This window comes from Pseudoalteromonas sp. NEC-BIFX-2020_015, from assembly GCF_012952265.1.
GTDB classification, from domain to species: Bacteria; Pseudomonadota; Gammaproteobacteria; order Enterobacterales; family Alteromonadaceae; genus Pseudoalteromonas; species Pseudoalteromonas neustonica.
This window is the reverse complement of the sequence record NZ_JABCJL010000006.1, coordinates 124,612-142,541: the sequence shown is the minus strand read 5'-3', so window position 1 is coordinate 142,541 and position 17,930 is coordinate 124,612. Positions and strand designations below refer to the sequence as shown.

Here is a 17,930-nt window from a genome sequence, read left to right as displayed (position 1 = left end):
TTGGTATAGTTGAGCGTATTGAAATAGCTGCTAAGTAGTTTGGCAGCCAACGTATAAGATGAGGTAGCTGAATGTCTGACACTCCTACAGACGGCGACAAAAGTAATAAATTGTTATACTGCTCTTTTTGTGGCAAAAGCCAACACGAAGTTCGTAAGCTAATTGCAGGTCCTTCAGTATACATTTGTGATGAATGTGTAGAGCTGTGTAACGATATCATCAGGGAAGAAATCAAAGACATTGCGCCTAAGCACAACACGTCTGATAAACTACCTGCACCAAAAGAAATTCGTAATCACTTAGATGATTATGTAATTGGTCAAGATCACGCTAAAAAAGTACTTTCTGTAGCGGTTTATAATCATTATAAACGCTTGCGTAATCAAAATGGTAAATCTGATATTGAGTTAGGCAAAAGTAATATTCTACTAATTGGCCCAACGGGTAGCGGTAAAACATTATTAGCCGAAACACTTGCACGCTTATTAGATGTGCCATTTACGATGGCAGATGCAACAACACTAACTGAAGCCGGTTATGTAGGTGAAGATGTTGAAAACATCATCCAAAAGCTATTACAAAAGTGCGATTACGATGTAGAAAAAGCCCAGCGCGGTATTGTTTACATTGATGAAATTGATAAGATTTCACGTAAATCGGATAATCCTTCGATTACACGCGATGTATCGGGTGAAGGCGTGCAACAAGCATTGCTTAAATTAATTGAAGGTACAGTTGCATCGGTTCCACCACAAGGCGGGCGCAAACACCCACAGCAAGAATTTTTACAGGTCGATACCTCTAAAATCTTATTTATCTGTGGTGGTGCATTCTCTGGCCTTGATAAAGTAATTGAGCAGCGAAGCCAGAAAAATACTGGTATCGGTTTTGGCGTACAAGTCAAAGAATCAGCGGCGAGTCGTTCTTTAAGTGAAACATTTAAAGATGTTGAACCTGAAGATTTAGTAAAGTATGGTTTAATTCCAGAGTTTATTGGCCGCTTACCAGTGGTTGCAACGTTAACTGAATTAGATGAGTCGGCTTTAGTACAAATTCTAAATGAGCCTAAAAACGCCTTAACTAAACAGTACGGCGCATTATTTGGTATGGAAGACGTTGAACTTGAGTTTCGTGATGATGCGCTTCGCGCTATTGCCCACAAAGCAATGGAGCGTAAAACGGGTGCACGTGGTCTTCGCTCAATTGTTGAGGCTGTATTACTTGATACCATGTACGAACTCCCATCAATGGAAGATGTTAGCAAAGTAGTGATTGATGAAACCGTTATTAAAGGTGAATCAGATCCTATTTTGATCTATCAAAGCGCGACTCAAGATAAAGTGGCCGCCGAGTAATATATACTCACTTTGATAAAAAAGGAGCCTTAGGCTCCTTTTTTTATAATTTATTTAATCCAATTACGTAAAATTGTTGAACTTTACTTAGGTTATCCCCATATACTTGAGTAATCTTTAAAATAAATGAAGAGCGAAGAGAAAAATAATGACGCTTGAGAGAACAGATCGAGTCGAAATCCCAGTGTTAGCACTGCGCGATGTCGTGGTATATCCGCACATGGTGATCCCGCTTTTTGTAGGCCGTGAAAAATCAATAAAATGCCTTGAAGCGGCAATGGATAAAGACAAACAAATTTTCCTTGTTGCGCAAAAAGACGCAACAGTCGATGAACCAGAACAAGATGATATTTATCGTGTTGGTACTATTGCCACCGTACTTCAATTACTAAAATTACCAGATGGTACAGTAAAGGTATTGGTAGAAGGTACGCAACGAGCAAAGCTTGAAAGCTTCATTGAAAATGAAGACTTCTTTGTTGCTAACGCGCAGTTTATTAGCTCTGAGGAAATCGATGAGCAAGAGCAAGATATTTTCATCAGCAGCGCAATAAGTCAGTTTGAAGGCTATGTAAAGCTCAATAAAAAAATCCCACCAGAGGTATTAACATCAGTCAGTGGGATTGATGAAGCGCCACGCCTTGCTGATACGATGGCAGCACACATGCCGCTTAAGGTGCCAGAAAAGCAAAAAGTACTTGAGATTGCCAGTGTAACGGAACGTCTTGAATATTTAATGGCGTTGATGGAAGGTGAAATCGATTTATTGCAAATTGAGAAGAAAATTCGTACCCGCGTTAAAAAGCAGATGGAAAAATCGCAGCGTGAGTACTACCTCAATGAGCAAATGAAAGCCATCCAAAAAGAATTGGGTGAACTTGATGATGTACCAGATGAATTCGAAGCGTTGAAAAAACGTATTGAAGAGTCGGGTATGAGCACTGATGCACAAGAAAAAGCAAATTCAGAGCTTGCCAAGCTAAAAATGATGTCACCAATGTCGGCAGAAGCGACAGTAGTGCGTTCATACATAGATACATTAATTAATGTACCGTGGAAAAAACGCTCAAAAGTGAAAAAAGATTTAGCCGGTGCGCAAAAAATCCTTGATAGCGATCACCACGGTCTTGATAAAGTAAAAGAGCGTATCATTGAATATCTTGCGGTTCAGCAACGTACTAATAAACTAAAAGGGCCAATTTTATGTTTAGTTGGGCCTCCAGGTGTTGGTAAAACGTCATTAGGCCAATCGATTGCACGCTCTACGGGTCGTAAGTACATACGTATGGCGCTGGGTGGCGTACGCGACGAAGCTGAAATTCGTGGTCATCGCCGTACTTATATTGGCTCAATGCCAGGTAAGCTAATCCAAAATATGAGTAAAGTGGGTGTTAAAAATCCATTATTCTTATTAGATGAAATTGACAAAATGTCTTCGGATATGCGTGGTGATCCAGCATCGGCTTTATTAGAAGTACTCGATCCTGAGCAAAATAGTCATTTTGCTGATCATTACTTAGAAGTTGATTACGATTTGTCGGATGTAATGTTTGTTGCAACATCTAACAGCTTTAACATTCCTGGTCCATTATTAGATCGGATGGAAGTTATTCGTTTGTCGGGTTACACCGAAGATGAAAAGCTAAATATTGCAAAAGAGCATTTAATTGTTAAGCAAGTTAAACGCAATGGCTTAAAAGACGACGAACTTGTTTTAGAAGACAGCGCTATAATTGGCATTATTCGCTATTATACCCGCGAAGCTGGCGTACGTAATTTAGAGCGCGAAATATCTAAGTTATGTCGCAAAGCCGTTAAGAATATCTTGCTTGAAAAAGGCACTAAAACCGTCACTATCAATGCACAGAACCTTGAAGATTTCTTAGGTGTGCAACGCTTTGATTACGGTAAAGCAGAAGACGGCGATCGTATTGGTCAAGTAACAGGCCTTGCTTGGACTGAAGTAGGTGGTGATTTACTGACGATCGAATGTGCTGCGATGCCTGGTAAAGGGAAGCTAAGTTACACCGGTTCACTTGGCGATGTCATGCAAGAGTCGATTCAAGCTGCTATGACTGTTGTGCGTAATCGAGCAGATGAATTTCGTATTAACAGTGATTTTTATGAAAAACGTGACATTCATGTACATGTGCCTGAGGGAGCAACACCAAAAGATGGACCAAGTGCAGGTGCTGCTATGGTAACTGGTTTGGTTTCAAGTCTTACGGGTAATCCTGTTCGTGCTGATGTTGCAATGACGGGTGAAATTACGTTGCGTGGTGAAGTATTACCAATAGGTGGCTTAAAAGAGAAGTTACTAGCGGCCCACCGAGGTGGTATTAAAACCGTTATTATTCCAAAAATTAACGAACGTGACTTAAAAGAGATCCCTGACAACGTATTGGCAGGCCTTGATATTCACCCTGTTACTTGGATTGATGAGGTTTTAAAACTTGCTTTAGTACACCCAGTTGAGAGTTTTTCAGTCGAAACACCAAAAAACCAGTAAAAAAGCGAAAAAAAGTGCTTGAAAGGGCTTTTCAAATCTAGATGGTATGATAAGTTAAGCACTGGTTTTCAAGCCTAGGCCTTATGTGGCCTAGGCTGAAGAAAAAATACAATCGTATGAGCATGAAAAAGTTTGCTCTAAAATTTTCAAAATAGTGATGTTAGTTTAAAAAACAATCGCTCTTGATAATAACAATGAAAGAGGATGATATTGTGAATAAATCTCAATTAATCGATCAAATCGCAGCTGACGCTGACATTTCTAAAGCGGCTGCGGGTCGTGCACTAGATTCATTCATCGAGTCTGTTTCAGGCGCTCTTAAAGATGGCGATTCAGTTGCTCTAGTTGGTTTCGGTACTTTCTCAGTACGCGATCGTGCCGCTCGTTCAGGCCGCAACCCACAAACTGGCGAAACAATTCAAATCGCTGCAGCGACTATTCCAGCTTTCAAAGCTGGTAAAGCGCTAAAAGATGCATGTAATAGCTAATCACTGTTTTAGTAGGTTAGTTTTGGCAGTGTAAGAAGTTAGTCGCTTTTTAGCACAATTAACTATCTTTATCGCCAACTGCTTCAAGAAAAAAAGCGTATCTGGTAAGATACGCTTTTTTTACATGAGCAAGGCGATTTCTGCCTCGAATAGAATAGAGATAAATAAATGCTTGAGAAAATAAGAGAGGGTTCGCAAGGACCAGTAGCAAAAGTTATTTTAGGCGCGGTAATTTTATCTTTTGCCTTAGCAGGGATCGGTGGTTACCTAGGTCAAACCGCAGAACAACCCGTTGCTGAAGTAAATGGAGTTAAAATCAGCCAAACCGAATTTAGCCGAGCACTACAAAATGAACGTTCACGCTTGGAACAACAATTTGGTGAATATTTCGCGCAAATTGCTGCAGATCCAAATTATATGGCGCAAATTCGCCAAGGTGTGGTTGATCGTTTAGTACAACAAGAATTACAAACGCAACTGGCTGCAGAGTTAGGCCTTCGTGTAAGTGATGATAGTGTTAAAAAATCAATTTTAGAACTGCCTTACTTTCAAATTGGTGGAAAATTTAATAACGATCGCTATTTACAAGTTATTCGTCAAATGAATTTTCAACCAGAAGCATTTCGTGAATACCTTCGTGAAGAAATGACTCGTAGCCAGCTTGTATCAGCTGTTGCAGGCAGCGATTTTGCTTTGAAAAACGAATTAACAAGCGCGATTGCACTACAACAACAAACTCGTAGTATTGATTACATTGTAGTTAGCAAAGAAAGCCTACAAGACAGTATCGTTGTTAATGAGCAAGAAATTGCAGATTACTACGATTTAAATACATCACAGTTTTTAGCTCCAGAACAGGTATCAGTAAGCTATATTGATTTAAATGCTGCGAACTTAAACCTTGAAACGAATGTGACTGAAGATGACGTTAAAGCGTATTATGAGCAAAGCAGTGCGCAATATATAGAACCGGAAAAACGCCGTGTATCACATATCTTAATTGATAGCAGTGAAAACGATGATGCAGCTAAAAGTAAAGCTGAAGATTTATTAGCGCAATTACAACAAGGCGCTGAGTTTGCTAAATTAGCTGAATCATCATCTGATGATATTGTTAGTGCTGAAATGGGCGGTGATTTAGATTGGATCGAACGCGATATGATGGATCCTGCATTTGAAGACGCTGCGTTTGCACTTGCTGCAAAAGGTGACTTTTCAGAGGTTGTACAATCGGAGTTCGGTTACCATATAATTCAGTTAACAGATATCCAAAGCCAACAAGTAAAAGCGTATGATGCGGTTAAAGCTGATTTACGTGCGGAACTAGAGCGTACTGAAAAAGTAAATGCGTTTTATGAAAAGCAAACAGAAATGGCTGGAATTGCATTTGAGATTTCAGATACTTTAGTTGATGCAGCTGAAGTTGCCGGTGTTGAAGTACAAACAACGGCGCTAGTTGAACGCAACGCATTACCAGCACCACTTAACACACCCGCAGTGATGAGAGCATTATTCTCGCCAGACGTGCTTGAAGATAAAATGAATTCAGAAGTACTTGAAATCGGTGATGAGCACGTTATTGTGGTTCGAGTTAGCGAATATGTGCCTGCAATGACAAAACCACTTGTAGATGTGTCTGAACAGATAAAAGCGCGTTTAGTGAGCCAAAAAGCATCAGAACTTGCTAAAGAGAAAGCAACTACCTTATACGCAGAAATTAAAGCAGGTAAGAGCTTAACAAACGTAGCAACTGAGCAAAGCTTAGAACTACGCCAAGAGGCTACACTGACACGTCAAGCATATACGGTTTCTCCAGCAATCGTTCAACACGCCTTTAAAATGGCTCATCCTAGTACTGCTCCAGTAGTTGAAAAGGTTGAGTTAAATAACGGCGATGCAGCAATTGTTGCTCTTAAAACAGTGACAGATGCAGCTATTGAGGGCGAAATCGAAGCGCAGCTTAAGCAAAATATTACAATGGCCCAAGTTAACAAAAACTACATGGTATTCATTGAAGCTTTAAAAGCAAACGCTGAGTTAAACTTGCCGGTAGCACCACAAGCCGCAGAATAAGTTTTATTCTAATAAATAAAAAGGCGCCAATGGCGCCTTTTTTGTTTTTCACTGACAGTATGCTAGGGCGTGTTGACCTTTCGTGATTGATTTTGCAGCAGTCTATTTGGTATTTAGGCAAGGCAGCGTCTATGGTGTGTGGTGTTCCCCATAAATAGGCGATAACGCAGTATAAATGCCAAACATGCGCTGCCAAAGGGTTCTTCCTAGAGGCGTGAGCAGGACGCGGAAGCTTTGCTCAATTTCCACTTAGCTCACTCGATTTCAAACCTCGCGCCGCGATTAAATCGCCCCTAGATTAAATCTCTTCGGGTTTATTCCCCGTCGCTTGCGGCGTAAAGGTTTTTTACCTTAGACTAATTAAGATACCCCTCTTCGCGAAGCGAATTTGAGCCTAAGCGAAAAGCCTTGGCGCGGGGTAGTTCATTAAATTTCAACCCATAAAGGTCAGCACGCCCTAGTTTCCAACCGAGTATTTGCTGCGACGTTACAGAGTGATTTTATTTGTTAAATTGTTCAAATACTTATGCAAATTGGTATCAACTACTTAAATTTAGCAAACTTGTTTAGGTTACTTTTTAATGTACTTTGTTATAAGCTCAGTGCTTAAACGCAAATTTTATCAAAGGATCGTTATGAAATTCGAGCAGCTATTAAATAATTTTGATATGGGTATCTGTATTGAACAGTTACAAAAAGAATCACTGTTAGATCTTGCATTACTATTTGTCGCTGTTGATGGTTCGATTGCAGAGGAAGAATTAGCTGTTGTTGAAACATGGGCGCATAAGATTGAGTGGAATTCAGCGATTAACCTTGATAACTACATTATTGATATGACAAGTAAATGTGTTTTGGCTGTACAAAGTGATGACATTGAGTCATTTATTCAGCATCGAATGACGCATATTGTAGATCAATCAATGAGGGTGTTTGTATTAGAATTACTTAAACAAGTTATTGAAGCTGACGGCATTACTGATGAAAATGAAATTAAAGCGTTAAAAATTGTTGAATCATTAATTCAACCTGCTTAATGGGTATATTTTATGCGCGGGTCGCCTCGCGCATATATTGAGGGTCAGCAGTTAAATAATTTTTGTGTTACGCGCGACTTAGGTGCTTGGAAAACATCTTCAGTTCTTCCATATTCAACAATCTCACCATGCTCAAGTACGACTAATTGATCGCTAATGTGGCGCACTAGACTTAAATGATGTGTTATTAAAATATAGCTTAAGCCAGTTTCTTGTTGTAATTTAAGTAGTAAATTTACGGTTTGAGCTCGTACAGAAGGGTCTAAAGATGATAACGCTTCATCAAGCACCACAACCTTTGGATCAAGAATCAACGCCCTTGCTAATGCAACACGCTGTAATTGACCGCCACTGAACATATGAGGGTAATAATGTTGGTGATCGTTTAATAAGCCAACCTTAGCCAGAGTGACCTTAATTTTTTCAACCCGCGTCTCTTTATCTAATGATGTGTTGTATTGTAAGCAATCATCAAGCATGTCACCAATGGTTAAACCAGGATTAAGAGAAGCTTCTGAATCTTGAAATATCATACGAATATGGCGACATTGTGTATCTCTTACGCCATTGTCTTCGATAATATTACCGTCTAAATATATTTGCCCGCTATCGGCGGTGCCTGCGCCTGCTAAAAGTTTTGCTAAAGTACTTTTCCCAGAGCCTGTTTCGCCAATGATTGCCAGAGTTTCCCCCTTTTCTAAGCAAAACGAAATATTTTTTAGGACACTAAATTGTTTACGTGAAAATAAGCTTGCACGTAAATTAAAGCTTTTAGATAAGGCTTGCACCTTTAATAGTGGCTGCATTATTTCATAGCCTTAATTAATGGAAAATGACACGCATAGCTATGACCATGCTGTTTTGTTGATGGGGGAGTCACTACACAGGCTTTTTGTGCTTGTGGACAACGAGGACCAAGGCGGCAACCAATTGGTAAATGCTGCAAAGTAGGTATTGTGCCTTTGAGTGCGTAAAACGGTTCTTTATGAGCAAGGCCATGCTCATAATCAGGTAAGCTTTTTAACAATGCTTGTGTATAAGGGTGGCGAGGATGGGAGAATATACGTTGTGTAGGGCCAGCTTCAACCATCTGTCCACAATATAGAACGTGTATTCCGTGAGACCAGTCTACAATTTCCTCTAGCTCATGGGAAATCATTAAAATCGACATGTTCTTAAGTTGGTTTAAACTTTTTAATAATCGAAAAACCTGTGCCCGAGTCGTACTCTCAAGTGCCGTTGTTGGTTCATCCGCAATGAGTAATTTTGGCGTTCGTGCAATAGCCATCGCAATCATTACTTTTTGACAGACACCTTCAGAAAGTTCATGCGGGTAGCTGGTAAGTACTTTTTCATGATCTTTTATACCGACCTTATGGATTAATGCTTTGACTCTATCTTTACGTTCTCGATTTCGCTTTAAGAAAAAGCCTGAACTGTGCACTGCCGGTAAGGTTTCAGCTATTTGGTCAAATATTTTTGCCGTTGGATCAAGGCAACGACTTGGATCTTGGTAGATCATAGCAATGTCTTGGCCAACAATTTTTCTACGTTGTTGGCTTGATAAGCGCATTAAATCAACACCGCGCCAGTGCATTCGGTCAGCGGTGATATGCCAGCGTTCATTTAAAACTCCAACAATAGCTTTTGCTATTAAGCTTTTTCCGGATCCAGACTCACCAACTAATGCATGCACTTCACCTTCTTTGAGGCTCAGGCTCACTCTGTCGACGGCACGTATTACGGTATCAGATGTACGCAGCTCTATGGTTAGATTTCTAATGTCGAGTAATTGCATTTAGTCTGCCTTTCGTGCTTTTAGTACTTGTCGCAGCCCATCACCAACTAAGTTAGTAGATAGGACCGCTAAAAAGAGTAATACACCCGGTAAGCCCACAGTCCATGGCGCTAGGTAAATTAAACCTAAGTTTTCTGCTAAGATAGCGCCCCACTCAGTGGTGGGGGGTTGAGCACCTAGCTTTAAAAATCCTAATGCGGCAATATCTAAAATAGCGGTTGATAAAGCCATAGTAAAAATAACCACAATGTGTTCATAAATATTTGGAAAAATCCCACGCGAGAGAATATGCCAATTAGAGGCGCCATCAAGTTTAAATGCAGTGATGTAATCTTTATTTAGCTCAGTCACTATAAGATTGCGCACAGAATGAATAAACTGTGGTAGCAGCGCGAGAATAATCGCCCACACTGTGTTCATTAACCCAGGGCCTAAAATTGCGATAATGATAATAGCTAATAACAGAGATGGGATTGATAATGTAATATCAAGAAGGTGATTTAAAAAGCTAGAGCGAATGCCACGGCTTATCCCTGCAAACGTGCCAACTACCACACCAATGACCGTTGTTAGTAATGCTGCGACAATTGAGAGTCCAAATGTATAGGTTGCGCCATTCATTAACCTTGATAACACATCTCGGCCTAGGTCATCTGTACCAAGTATAAAACGCACATCGCCCATTTCATGCCATGAAGGAGGGATCAGCAGTGCTTCACTGTGCTGCTGATTCACGCCATAGGGGGCAATCAATGGAGCGGCAGCAGCGAGAACTGCAAAAGCACTAAAAAGCCATAACCCAACAACTGCCGGGTGATTGGATTTGAATTTGCGCCAAAACCGCGCTAATGGCGACTTATTCGACTCTTCTGAAAATAAATTAAACTTTGCCATGCGCTTGGTTCCGTGACAGCGGGTCGAATAAGGTATAGGTGAGTTCGGCAACAATGGTTGCAAGGATCACAAACATTGATACGGCCAATAAGCCACCCTGTATAGCAGGGTAGTCTCGTTGGTAAATGCTATCTATTAGCCAGCGACCAACGCCTGGCCACGAGAATATAACTTCAGTGATCATCGCCAGGGTGATCAAGGTACTAAACTGTAAACCAATTTGTTTTATTACAGGCAGCAGTGCATTACGCAGTGCATGGTGCATTATGAGTTGGGCACGGTTTAGGCCTTTGGCTCGTGCGGTTTTAATATAACTCTGTTCGAGTACATTGAGCATTGAGTCTCGGGTGAAACGAACTAACACGGTAGTTGGGTACATGGCTAATACAATTGTGGGCAGTGTTAAATGATGCAATGCATCTAGCATAGCCATGCCTGAATATGGAAAGTCAGCCAGCGCTATATCAAGTAAAATAAAGCCGGTTTGCGAGGGGATTTCATAGAGCAGCCCCATTCTTCCAGACATCGGAAACCACCCTAGTTGCAGTGAGAACACCATAATAAGGAGTAAGGCTAGCCAAAAAACAGGCATTGAATAACCAATAAGAGTCGTTGAATTTATCAGTTTATCAGGCCAGCTTTTTTGGTATGCCGCAGCAATAATCCCTGCAGGTACGCCAAAGGTGACAGAAATAACTAAGGCGTAAATACTTAACTCTAATGTGGCTGGAAATAAATCGATAATATGACTAAAAACACTGTCTCCAGAGGCAAATGAAAGCCCCCAGTCACCTTGCAAAATACGTCCTAAAAAAGCAAAATATTGCATTAAATAATTGTCGTTAAATTGATACTTATCTTGTAGTTCGCTCGTTTGTGAAAAGCTTGTATTAGTAATGCCACTTAAATTACTTAAAGGGTCACCTGGAAATAAATAGCTCAAGGAGAAGGTAAACACACTGAGCGTTACCATCATAAAAAGTAATAAACCTAAGCGGCGCATTATATAATCAAGTATCATTATTTTTTCCTCGCATTTGCTAAGGAAATAGCCCCAAACGGACCAAGTTGAACCCCTTCAACGTCAGCACTGCGTGCTTGGAAGCGCATACCATGTGCCAGTGGGAGCAATGGTAACTCTTGGACAATCATAGTTTGAGCTTGTTGATAATATGTTTTGCGCATTGCTAAATCAGTTGTGTCGAGGGCTTGAGTGAGTAATAAGTCAAACTCAGGGTTGCACCAATTTGCTGGATTTTTACCACTAAAGGTTGCTGTGCAACTGAGCAATGGACTAAAAAAGTTATCGGGGTCTGGGGTGTCAGCTGCCCAACCAAGTAAGACGCTGTCGTGGCGGTGTTCACCAATACGTTGAATAAATGTGTTCCATTCGTACTCTATAATGCTCACGTTTATACCAATTTGTCGTAAATCACTTTGCATAAGCTCAGCCATTTTTCGTGCATTGGGATTATAAATACGGCTCACAGGCATTGCCCAAATAGTCATATCAAAGCCGTTGGGTAATCCTGCATCGGCCAATAGTTTTTTTGCCAAATCAGGGTCAAATCCCGGTAATTTAGTTTGTGCTTGAAATGCCCATGATGTTGGCGGCAGAATAGACTTTGCACGAATGCCATTACTGTAATACACAGCTTGCATAATTTTTTCAATATCAATGGCATGAGCAAGGGCTTTACGTACTCTTAAGTCATCAAATGGTGGACGCTGCGTATTAAACGCCCAGTACCCGATATTAAGGTTAGTCTCTTTTTGTACGACAATGTCATCACGTTGAGCAAGAATACTCAGTTGTGTACTGCTTGGGTGGGCGGTGATATCACATTCTTTAGTGAGCATTTTTGCAATGCGGGTTGTGCCATTAGGTGTAATGTCATAAACCAATTGCTCTAGAACAACTTTGTGCTTCCAATAGTCAGGGTTACGATAGTAACGAACCAAATGATCACGTCTGTATTCTTTATAAATATAAGGGCCAGTGCCAACCGGATATTGATCAAATAAGTTGGTTTGCTCGCGTTCTTTTAACTGCAGGGCATATTCACGAGACAGCAAAACAGCAAAGTCTGTTGCCATATTGGCTAAAAAGCTACTCTCTGCATTAAATAATTCAAACCGGACTTGGTGATCAGATACACGGACAATTTGCCGAATTAGCTGATCTATCCCCACGCTTTGAAAATAAGGGTAATTGGCATCGCCAACAAAATGATATGGATTATAGACATCAAATAAACGGCTAAAGGTGAATATCACATCGTCAGCGTTAAAATCTCTGCTGGGGGTAAAGTAAGACGTAGTATGAAATTTTACATCTTTACGCAAGGTAAAAGTGACCGACTTTCCATCTGGACTTATTTTCCAATCAGTTGCCAGCTCACTTTTAAACTCTGCCGTAATAGGGTCAATACTGATCAAACGGTCATATAACTGATTTGCAATGATATCAATGGTTGAGCCTGTGGTTGTAACCTGAGGATTAAACGATACGGGGTTTGCCTCAGCGCAATAGACTAAGCCTTGATTTTTTTCTTCGAGTGTTTTTTCTTTGGTATCTAGGCAGCCTGTAAGGCATAGCGTAATAATACCAAGTAACAATTTATACACTTGCTTAGCCCCTGACTATGACTGTTGATCTAGTAAATTATATTTTTTTAAATAACCTCGTAATTGATGATACGTTAAACCGAGTATTTCTGCAGTTTTCTTTTGATTAAACTGGCTGTGCTCAAGCGCTTTATTGATTAAATCGATTTCGAATTCATTGGAAAGATCTTTTAAACTACACGGAAATTGAATGGGGGCAGCGCTATGTGTGATCACACTCTCATTTGGCGCAGTTAAAACAGGCGCGGCTTCGAGTGTTTTTACAGGTGCTTTAATACGATGTTTTGGTCTGAACTTGCTTTCAAAAGGGTCTAAAATAATCTGGTGAATGGGGATATGTTCATTGCCGTGGCGATACAGACTTCGCTCCACTACATTTTTAAGCTCACGAATATTACCGGGCCACTCATATGACTGTAAAACATCAACAGCACTGCGAGTAAAACCACTGAATAATTGCCATTCAAGATCACGCGCCATGTTGATTGCAAACTGCTCAGCTAACAGCATAATATCTTCTTGGCGTTCTCGCAGCGGTGGCAGTGTAATAACATCAAATGCTAGGCGATCAAGTAAATCGCTTCTAAATTCGCCTTGTTCAGCTAGGTAAGGTAAATCTTCATTGGTAGCGCATACTAACCGGGTGTCGACTTTTATGGTTTGTTTACCACCGACTCGCTCAAACTCACCATATTCAATGACACGCAGCAGCTTTTCCTGAACCATCGCAGAAGTGTTTGCGAGTTCGTCTAAAAAAAGTGTACCCGCGTTTGCGCGTTCAAATCGTCCTTCATGGCGTTTGCTCGCCCCTGTAAATGCACCTGTTTCATGACCAAACAGCTCACTTTCAAGTAGGTTTTCGTTCAATGCAGCGCAGTTAAGTTTAATATAGCTTTGCTCCCAACGTTTTGACAAGAAGTGCAAGCGGGCTGCTATTAGTTCTTTACCTGTGCCTCGCTCACCAATAATAAGGACCGGCTTATCTAAACTTGCTAGCTGCGAAACCTGATCAAGCACAGCTAAAAAGCTGTCTGATTGACCGAGTAAATTGTCTTGTTGGCGAAATTGGCTCATATTCCCTAACTCTTAGTCATTTTTACTAACTGTTAGTGTATTTCATAATTGCAGAGAACTAAAGGAATTTGTATTTTTAGTTTAACTTTTTGAAAGTATTAATGTATTTTATATTTTATAAAGTTGGCAAGCATATTGTAACAGTAGCAGTAGACCAATTAAGTTAAACATCACAGAGGTAAATATTATGGGAATTTTTTCGCGTTTTGCAGATATCGTTAATTCTAATATCAATGCCATTTTAGATAAAGCAGAAGATCCTGAAAAAATGGTACGTCTTATCATTCAAGAAATGGAAGACACGTTAGTTGAAGTTCGTTCAACCTCAGCTAAAACGTTAGCAGAGAAAAAAGAATTAGTGCGTCGTGTAGATACATTAAAAGCGCAAGTAGCTCAGTGGCAAGATAAAGCTGAACTCGCATTGAGTAAAGATCGTGATGATTTAGCTCGTGCAGCATTACTTGAGAAGCAAAAATCTGCTGAAGCGGTAGCAGCCGTTGAAAGTGAATTAAGTCATGTTGAAACACACATTGACAAATTACAGCAAGAAGTGAGTACGTTACAAGATAAGCTTGCAGATGCAAAAGCGCGTCAAAAAGCGATTATCTTACGTCAACGCTCTGCAGAGTCACGCCTTGAAGTGAAAAAAGCATTGGATAGCTCTAAAGTTGAAGATGCCCTTAATCGCTTTGAACGTTACGAAACGAAGATTGATGGTCTAGAATCACAAGTAGAATCGTACGATTTAGGTAAAAAGTCATTGGCTGATGAGATTGCAGACTTGCAACAAAATGAGCAAATTGATGACGAGTTAGCAGCACTCAAAAAGAAGTTAGCTGATAAATAAAAATATATGGGGCCCGTGTGCCCCTGCTTAAACTATCAAATACGGATTGTCAGGAGAGGGTTATGTTTGATTCAGAGGTAATAATTGTACCATTTGTTATGTTTACGATTTTTGTCGCGCCACTGTGGTTGATTTTACATTATCGTAGTAAAAAACAAGTAAGCCAAGGCTTGAGCGAACACGAACATCGCCAGCTGCTGGAACTTGCACAAAAAGCTGAAAAAATGGCCGACAGAGTTGAAACATTAGAAGCATTGCTTGATCAAGAGGCACCACAGTGGAGGCGTAAAGTATGAGTACCAAACGCGAATTATTAAGAGACCCACAACGTGGAAAAATAGCGGGTGTATGTGCAGGGCTAAGTGATTACTTCAATATGGAGTTATGGTTAGTTCGCATTATATTTGTCAGTGCAGTCTTATTGACTGGCGGTCCATTATTTGTAGTGGCGTATATTGCAGCCTGGTTTATTTTAGACAAAAAAGACTCGTCGACACAGTTTAAAGACCATTCAAGTAAGCATGACGATCCGTTAGAAGTAAAATTTAAAGTATGGCAAAAAGGTGAGCCGCCTCGTCGCGCTTTACAAGATTTGAAAGATCGTTTAAATCGTGTTGATATACGTTTACAAGATATGGAACGCTACGTTACTTCAACCGAGTTTACGGTTAGCCGTGAAATTAATAAGCTTTAAAGGATTCAATAGCACTTTAGCTGCCTAATACTTATGCCGCTGAGGTGCTCAATCATTATGATTAACACTTCATTTGCAAAAAGCACATTAAAAAAAATAAAGGGCGGAGCGCAAAAAGCCGTACATCGCAGTTTAGATCAGCATGTAAAATTAGCGGTTACAGGCTTAAGTGGCAGTGGTAAAACTGCGTTCATTACAGCTTTAGTGAAACATTTGACTAGCCAGGCGAATGAAAAAAACTTACCGTTTTTTGATGTTATGCAACAGCAGCGTCATATCGCTACAAGAATAGTTCCACAAGAAGCCCTGACAATTCCTACTTTTGATTATCCTAAAGCTTTGAGTGCATTACTGCCTACAGAAGGGCAACCAAGGTGGCCGTCATCTACTGAGCGTATTAATACCCTGCGCCTTGCAATCAAGTATCGTAGCGATAGCGGTTTACGAGGGCACTTTTCACCGCAGTCAACTTTGTATCTAGATATCATTGATTACCCCGGTGAGTGGTTGCTGGATTTACCTATGCTACAGCAAAGTTATCGGCAATGGAGTGAGCAACAATACGCGTTATTGCAACAGCCTCCACGAGTGGAAAAGTCACAGGCATTTTTAACTGCACTTGCAGCCCTTGATTTACATGCGCCAGTAGATGAGAGCGCGTTAAGTGACATTGCCACACAATATCAAGCTTTGCTTGTTGGCCTTAAAAAAGACACTAAACTTGCCATGTTGCAACCTGGGCGGATGTTAATGCCTGGAGAACTTCAAGGCGCACCACTGTTACTGTTTTTTCCAGTTGCAGGCTATACAGAGGACGCGATTGCGGGTTCTAATTTAGCGCATTTACAAAAACGCTTTGATGCGTATGTAAAAGAAGTGGTAAAGCCTTTTTATAGCCAACATTTTCGACATTTTGATAGGCAGATTGTATTAGTAGATGTACTGAGCGCGCTGAATGAAGGACCTGAAACACTGCAAGAGCAGGGCGATGTAATAAAGCAATTACTCGCACATTTTAATTATGGTGAAACAGGCTTTTTAAAACGTTTATTTAAACCGAATATAGATAAGTTACTTTTTGCGGCCAATAAATCAGACCATATAAGTGGTGTTCATCATAAAGATTTGGCCCTACTGCTGGATTCATTAGTTCATGAGCAAAGTAACCACTTAAAGTTTGATGGTGTAAAAATTGAAACAATGGCAATGTCATCAATCACTGCCACCATGCCAAAACAAGTGACGGAACAAGGCAAAACACTTAATTGTATTTATGGCTTGCCGTTATTAGAGTCGCAATGGTTAACTTATTTACCGCCACAACCACCAATGCGAATGCTTAATAAAGATGAATGGCCAAGCCATGGTTTTGAGTTTTTATCATTCTCGCCGATGCCAAGCCCTGACAAGCAGCTAAAACATATACGTTTAGATCATGTCATGCAGTACCTTTTAGGAGATAAACTAACATGAGCGAGACAGCTTCACGTTTTCAAGCTGGCCGACGTATTGATACTGCGCCAGAGCCATTAGAAAAAGAGCCCGAATTAACCACTGCAAAAGTGATTGATCAAGGTGAGTATGAGCACAGTGTTGATGATCTACCTGAAGCTGATATTGATTTAGCCCCAGTGTATAAAAAGTCAAAATGGCAAACCCTCAAAGGGGTATTTGCTGTGAGCTTTATTGGCTTGGTGCTCCTTGAGTTTATATTTTCAATGGTTATTACCTTCCAGCAATCAATCATCTTTGGTTGCGTATATTTAATAGCTGTGCTCAGCGGTGTATTGTTATTAGGGCGTTTACTGTGGCGTGAGTATAGAATGTTACGTAGCTTAAAACGCAATCAATTACATCGCCATGAAGCAGACCGTTTACTCAATAGTGAGCAAGTAGGCGGGGCATTGCCTTGGCTTGAAAAGCTTAATAAGCATCAGCAGTTAACAGGATTTGATGAATTTAAAGCAAGTATTGATAGTCATCATAGTGATAAAGAAATTATGACTTTGTACGCAGATAGTTTACTAGTGAAGCAAGATACGCAAGCTAAAAAGCTCATTAACCGCTTTGCTACTGAGTCGGGTTTGTTAGTGGCATTGAGCCCTCTGGCGTTGGTGGATATGATGGCAGTGTTGTGGCGTGGCACTAAATTGATTGAGCAAATAGGCAAAATCTACGGTATCGGTTTTGGTTACGCCAGTCGTATTAAACTTTATCGTATGTTGATCAAACAAGTGATGTTTGTTGGTAGTGCAGAGTTAGTATCTGATTTAGCTGCAACGGCGCTGAGTGCTGAGCTTTTAGGCAAATTATCAGGGCGTGCAGCACAGGGCTTAAGTGCTGGGATATTTACCGCACGGATCGGTTATAAAGCTATGGAGCTAAGTCGTCCGTTACCGCGACTTGAGCATAAGCGCAGTTTGCTTAAAGGAACAGCGCAATTAATTGCCAGTAAAATCATGGGCCGAAAGCCGTCTGTATCAAAAGATGAGTAACAAAAAAGGGGGACTGACAACATATATGTACAGTCTCC

The 17,930-nt window shown here is 40.5% G+C and carries 16 protein-coding genes; 10 read left to right on the top strand and 6 right to left on the bottom strand.

All coding sequences use genetic code 11. The annotated features are described in order from the left end of the window. Nucleotides 1-71: 71 nt before the first annotated feature. The 5 genes from clpX (at nt 72) to HH219_RS06510 (ending at nt 7,462) form a co-directional block, all read left to right on the top strand. Nucleotides 72-1,355, top strand: coding sequence for an ATP-dependent protease ATP-binding subunit ClpX (gene clpX / locus HH219_RS06530; RefSeq protein WP_054206303.1), 1,284 nt, complete (start codon nt 72-74; stop codon nt 1,353-1,355). 148 nt (nt 1,356-1,503) lie between these two features. Continuing rightward, the gene (gene lon / locus HH219_RS06525) at nt 1,504-3,864 is read left to right on the top strand and encodes an endopeptidase La (RefSeq protein ID WP_054206304.1); all 2,361 of its coding nucleotides are present in this window, start codon (nt 1,504-1,506) and stop codon (nt 3,862-3,864) included. Between the two features lie 185 nt (nt 3,865-4,049). Further along, nucleotides 4,050-4,352 carry an HU family DNA-binding protein gene (locus tag HH219_RS06520; protein ID WP_305777735.1) on the top strand — a complete coding sequence of 101 codons (303 nt, stop codon included), beginning with the start codon at nt 4,050-4,052 and terminating at the stop codon, nt 4,350-4,352. A gap of 168 nt (nt 4,353-4,520) precedes the next feature. After that, on the top strand, nt 4,521-6,425 hold the full coding sequence (locus HH219_RS06515; RefSeq protein WP_169326967.1) for a SurA N-terminal domain-containing protein: 1,905 nt from the start codon (nt 4,521-4,523) through the stop codon (nt 6,423-6,425). A 635-nt stretch (nt 6,426-7,060) separates the two neighbouring features. Beyond that, entirely contained in the window at nt 7,061-7,462 is a 402-nt protein-coding gene (locus tag HH219_RS06510) for a hypothetical protein (RefSeq protein WP_169326966.1), read from the top strand. Nucleotides 7,463-7,506: 44 nt separating this feature from the next. Here HH219_RS06510 and HH219_RS06505 read toward each other — a convergent pair whose 3' ends face one another. Genes HH219_RS06505 through pspF form a run of 6 tightly spaced genes read right to left on the bottom strand, consistent with a single transcriptional unit; the run spans nt 7,507 to nt 13,856 of the window. Next, a complete protein-coding gene (locus tag HH219_RS06505) occupies nt 7,507-8,268 on the bottom strand; it encodes an ABC transporter ATP-binding protein (protein ID WP_054206306.1) in 762 nt (253 codons plus the stop codon). Further along, nucleotides 8,268-9,260, bottom strand: a complete 993-nt coding sequence (locus HH219_RS06500; RefSeq protein ID WP_054206307.1) for an oligopeptide/dipeptide ABC transporter ATP-binding protein — start codon at nt 9,258-9,260, stop codon at nt 8,268-8,270. Before HH219_RS06500 ends, HH219_RS06505 begins: the two co-directional genes overlap by 1 nt. Further along, entirely contained in the window at nt 9,261-10,154 is an 894-nt protein-coding gene (locus HH219_RS06495) for an ABC transporter permease subunit (RefSeq protein ID WP_054206308.1), read from the bottom strand. Further along, nucleotides 10,141-11,175 carry an ABC transporter permease gene (locus HH219_RS06490; RefSeq protein ID WP_054206309.1) on the bottom strand — a complete coding sequence of 345 codons (1,035 nt, stop codon included), beginning with the start codon at nt 11,173-11,175 and terminating at the stop codon, nt 10,141-10,143. Before HH219_RS06490 ends, HH219_RS06495 begins: the two co-directional genes overlap by 14 nt. After that, nucleotides 11,175-12,782, bottom strand: a complete 1,608-nt coding sequence (locus HH219_RS06485) for an ABC transporter substrate-binding protein (protein ID WP_169326965.1) — start codon at nt 12,780-12,782, stop codon at nt 11,175-11,177. The genes HH219_RS06490 and HH219_RS06485 overlap by 1 nt, the downstream gene beginning before the upstream one ends. A 15-nt stretch (nt 12,783-12,797) precedes the next feature. After that, on the bottom strand, nt 12,798-13,856 hold the full coding sequence (pspF, locus tag HH219_RS06480; protein ID WP_169326964.1) for a phage shock protein operon transcriptional activator: 1,059 nt from the start codon (nt 13,854-13,856) through the stop codon (nt 12,798-12,800). 187 nt (nt 13,857-14,043) lie between these two features. Between pspF and pspA the strand changes: the two genes are divergently transcribed. From pspA to HH219_RS06455, 5 genes are all read left to right on the top strand, one after another. Beyond that, on the top strand, nt 14,044-14,703 hold the full coding sequence (gene pspA, locus HH219_RS06475; protein WP_054206312.1) for a phage shock protein PspA: 660 nt from the start codon (nt 14,044-14,046) through the stop codon (nt 14,701-14,703). Between the two features lie 62 nt (nt 14,704-14,765). Then, on the top strand, nt 14,766-14,999 hold the full coding sequence (gene pspB / locus HH219_RS06470) for an envelope stress response membrane protein PspB (RefSeq protein ID WP_054206313.1): 234 nt from the start codon (nt 14,766-14,768) through the stop codon (nt 14,997-14,999). Beyond that, nucleotides 14,996-15,397, top strand: coding sequence for an envelope stress response membrane protein PspC (pspC, locus tag HH219_RS06465; protein WP_169326963.1), 402 nt, complete (start codon nt 14,996-14,998; stop codon nt 15,395-15,397). The genes pspB and pspC overlap by 4 nt, the downstream gene beginning before the upstream one ends. Before the next feature lie 57 nt (nt 15,398-15,454). After that, entirely contained in the window at nt 15,455-16,870 is a 1,416-nt protein-coding gene (locus tag HH219_RS06460; protein WP_197279086.1) for a YcjX family protein, read from the top strand. Further along, nucleotides 16,867-17,892: a TIGR01620 family protein gene (locus tag HH219_RS06455; RefSeq protein ID WP_169326962.1), complete on the top strand. Its 1,026-nt coding sequence runs from the start codon at nt 16,867-16,869 to the stop codon at nt 17,890-17,892. Before HH219_RS06460 ends, HH219_RS06455 begins: the two co-directional genes overlap by 4 nt. The last annotated feature ends 38 nt before the right edge of the window (nt 17,893-17,930 follow it).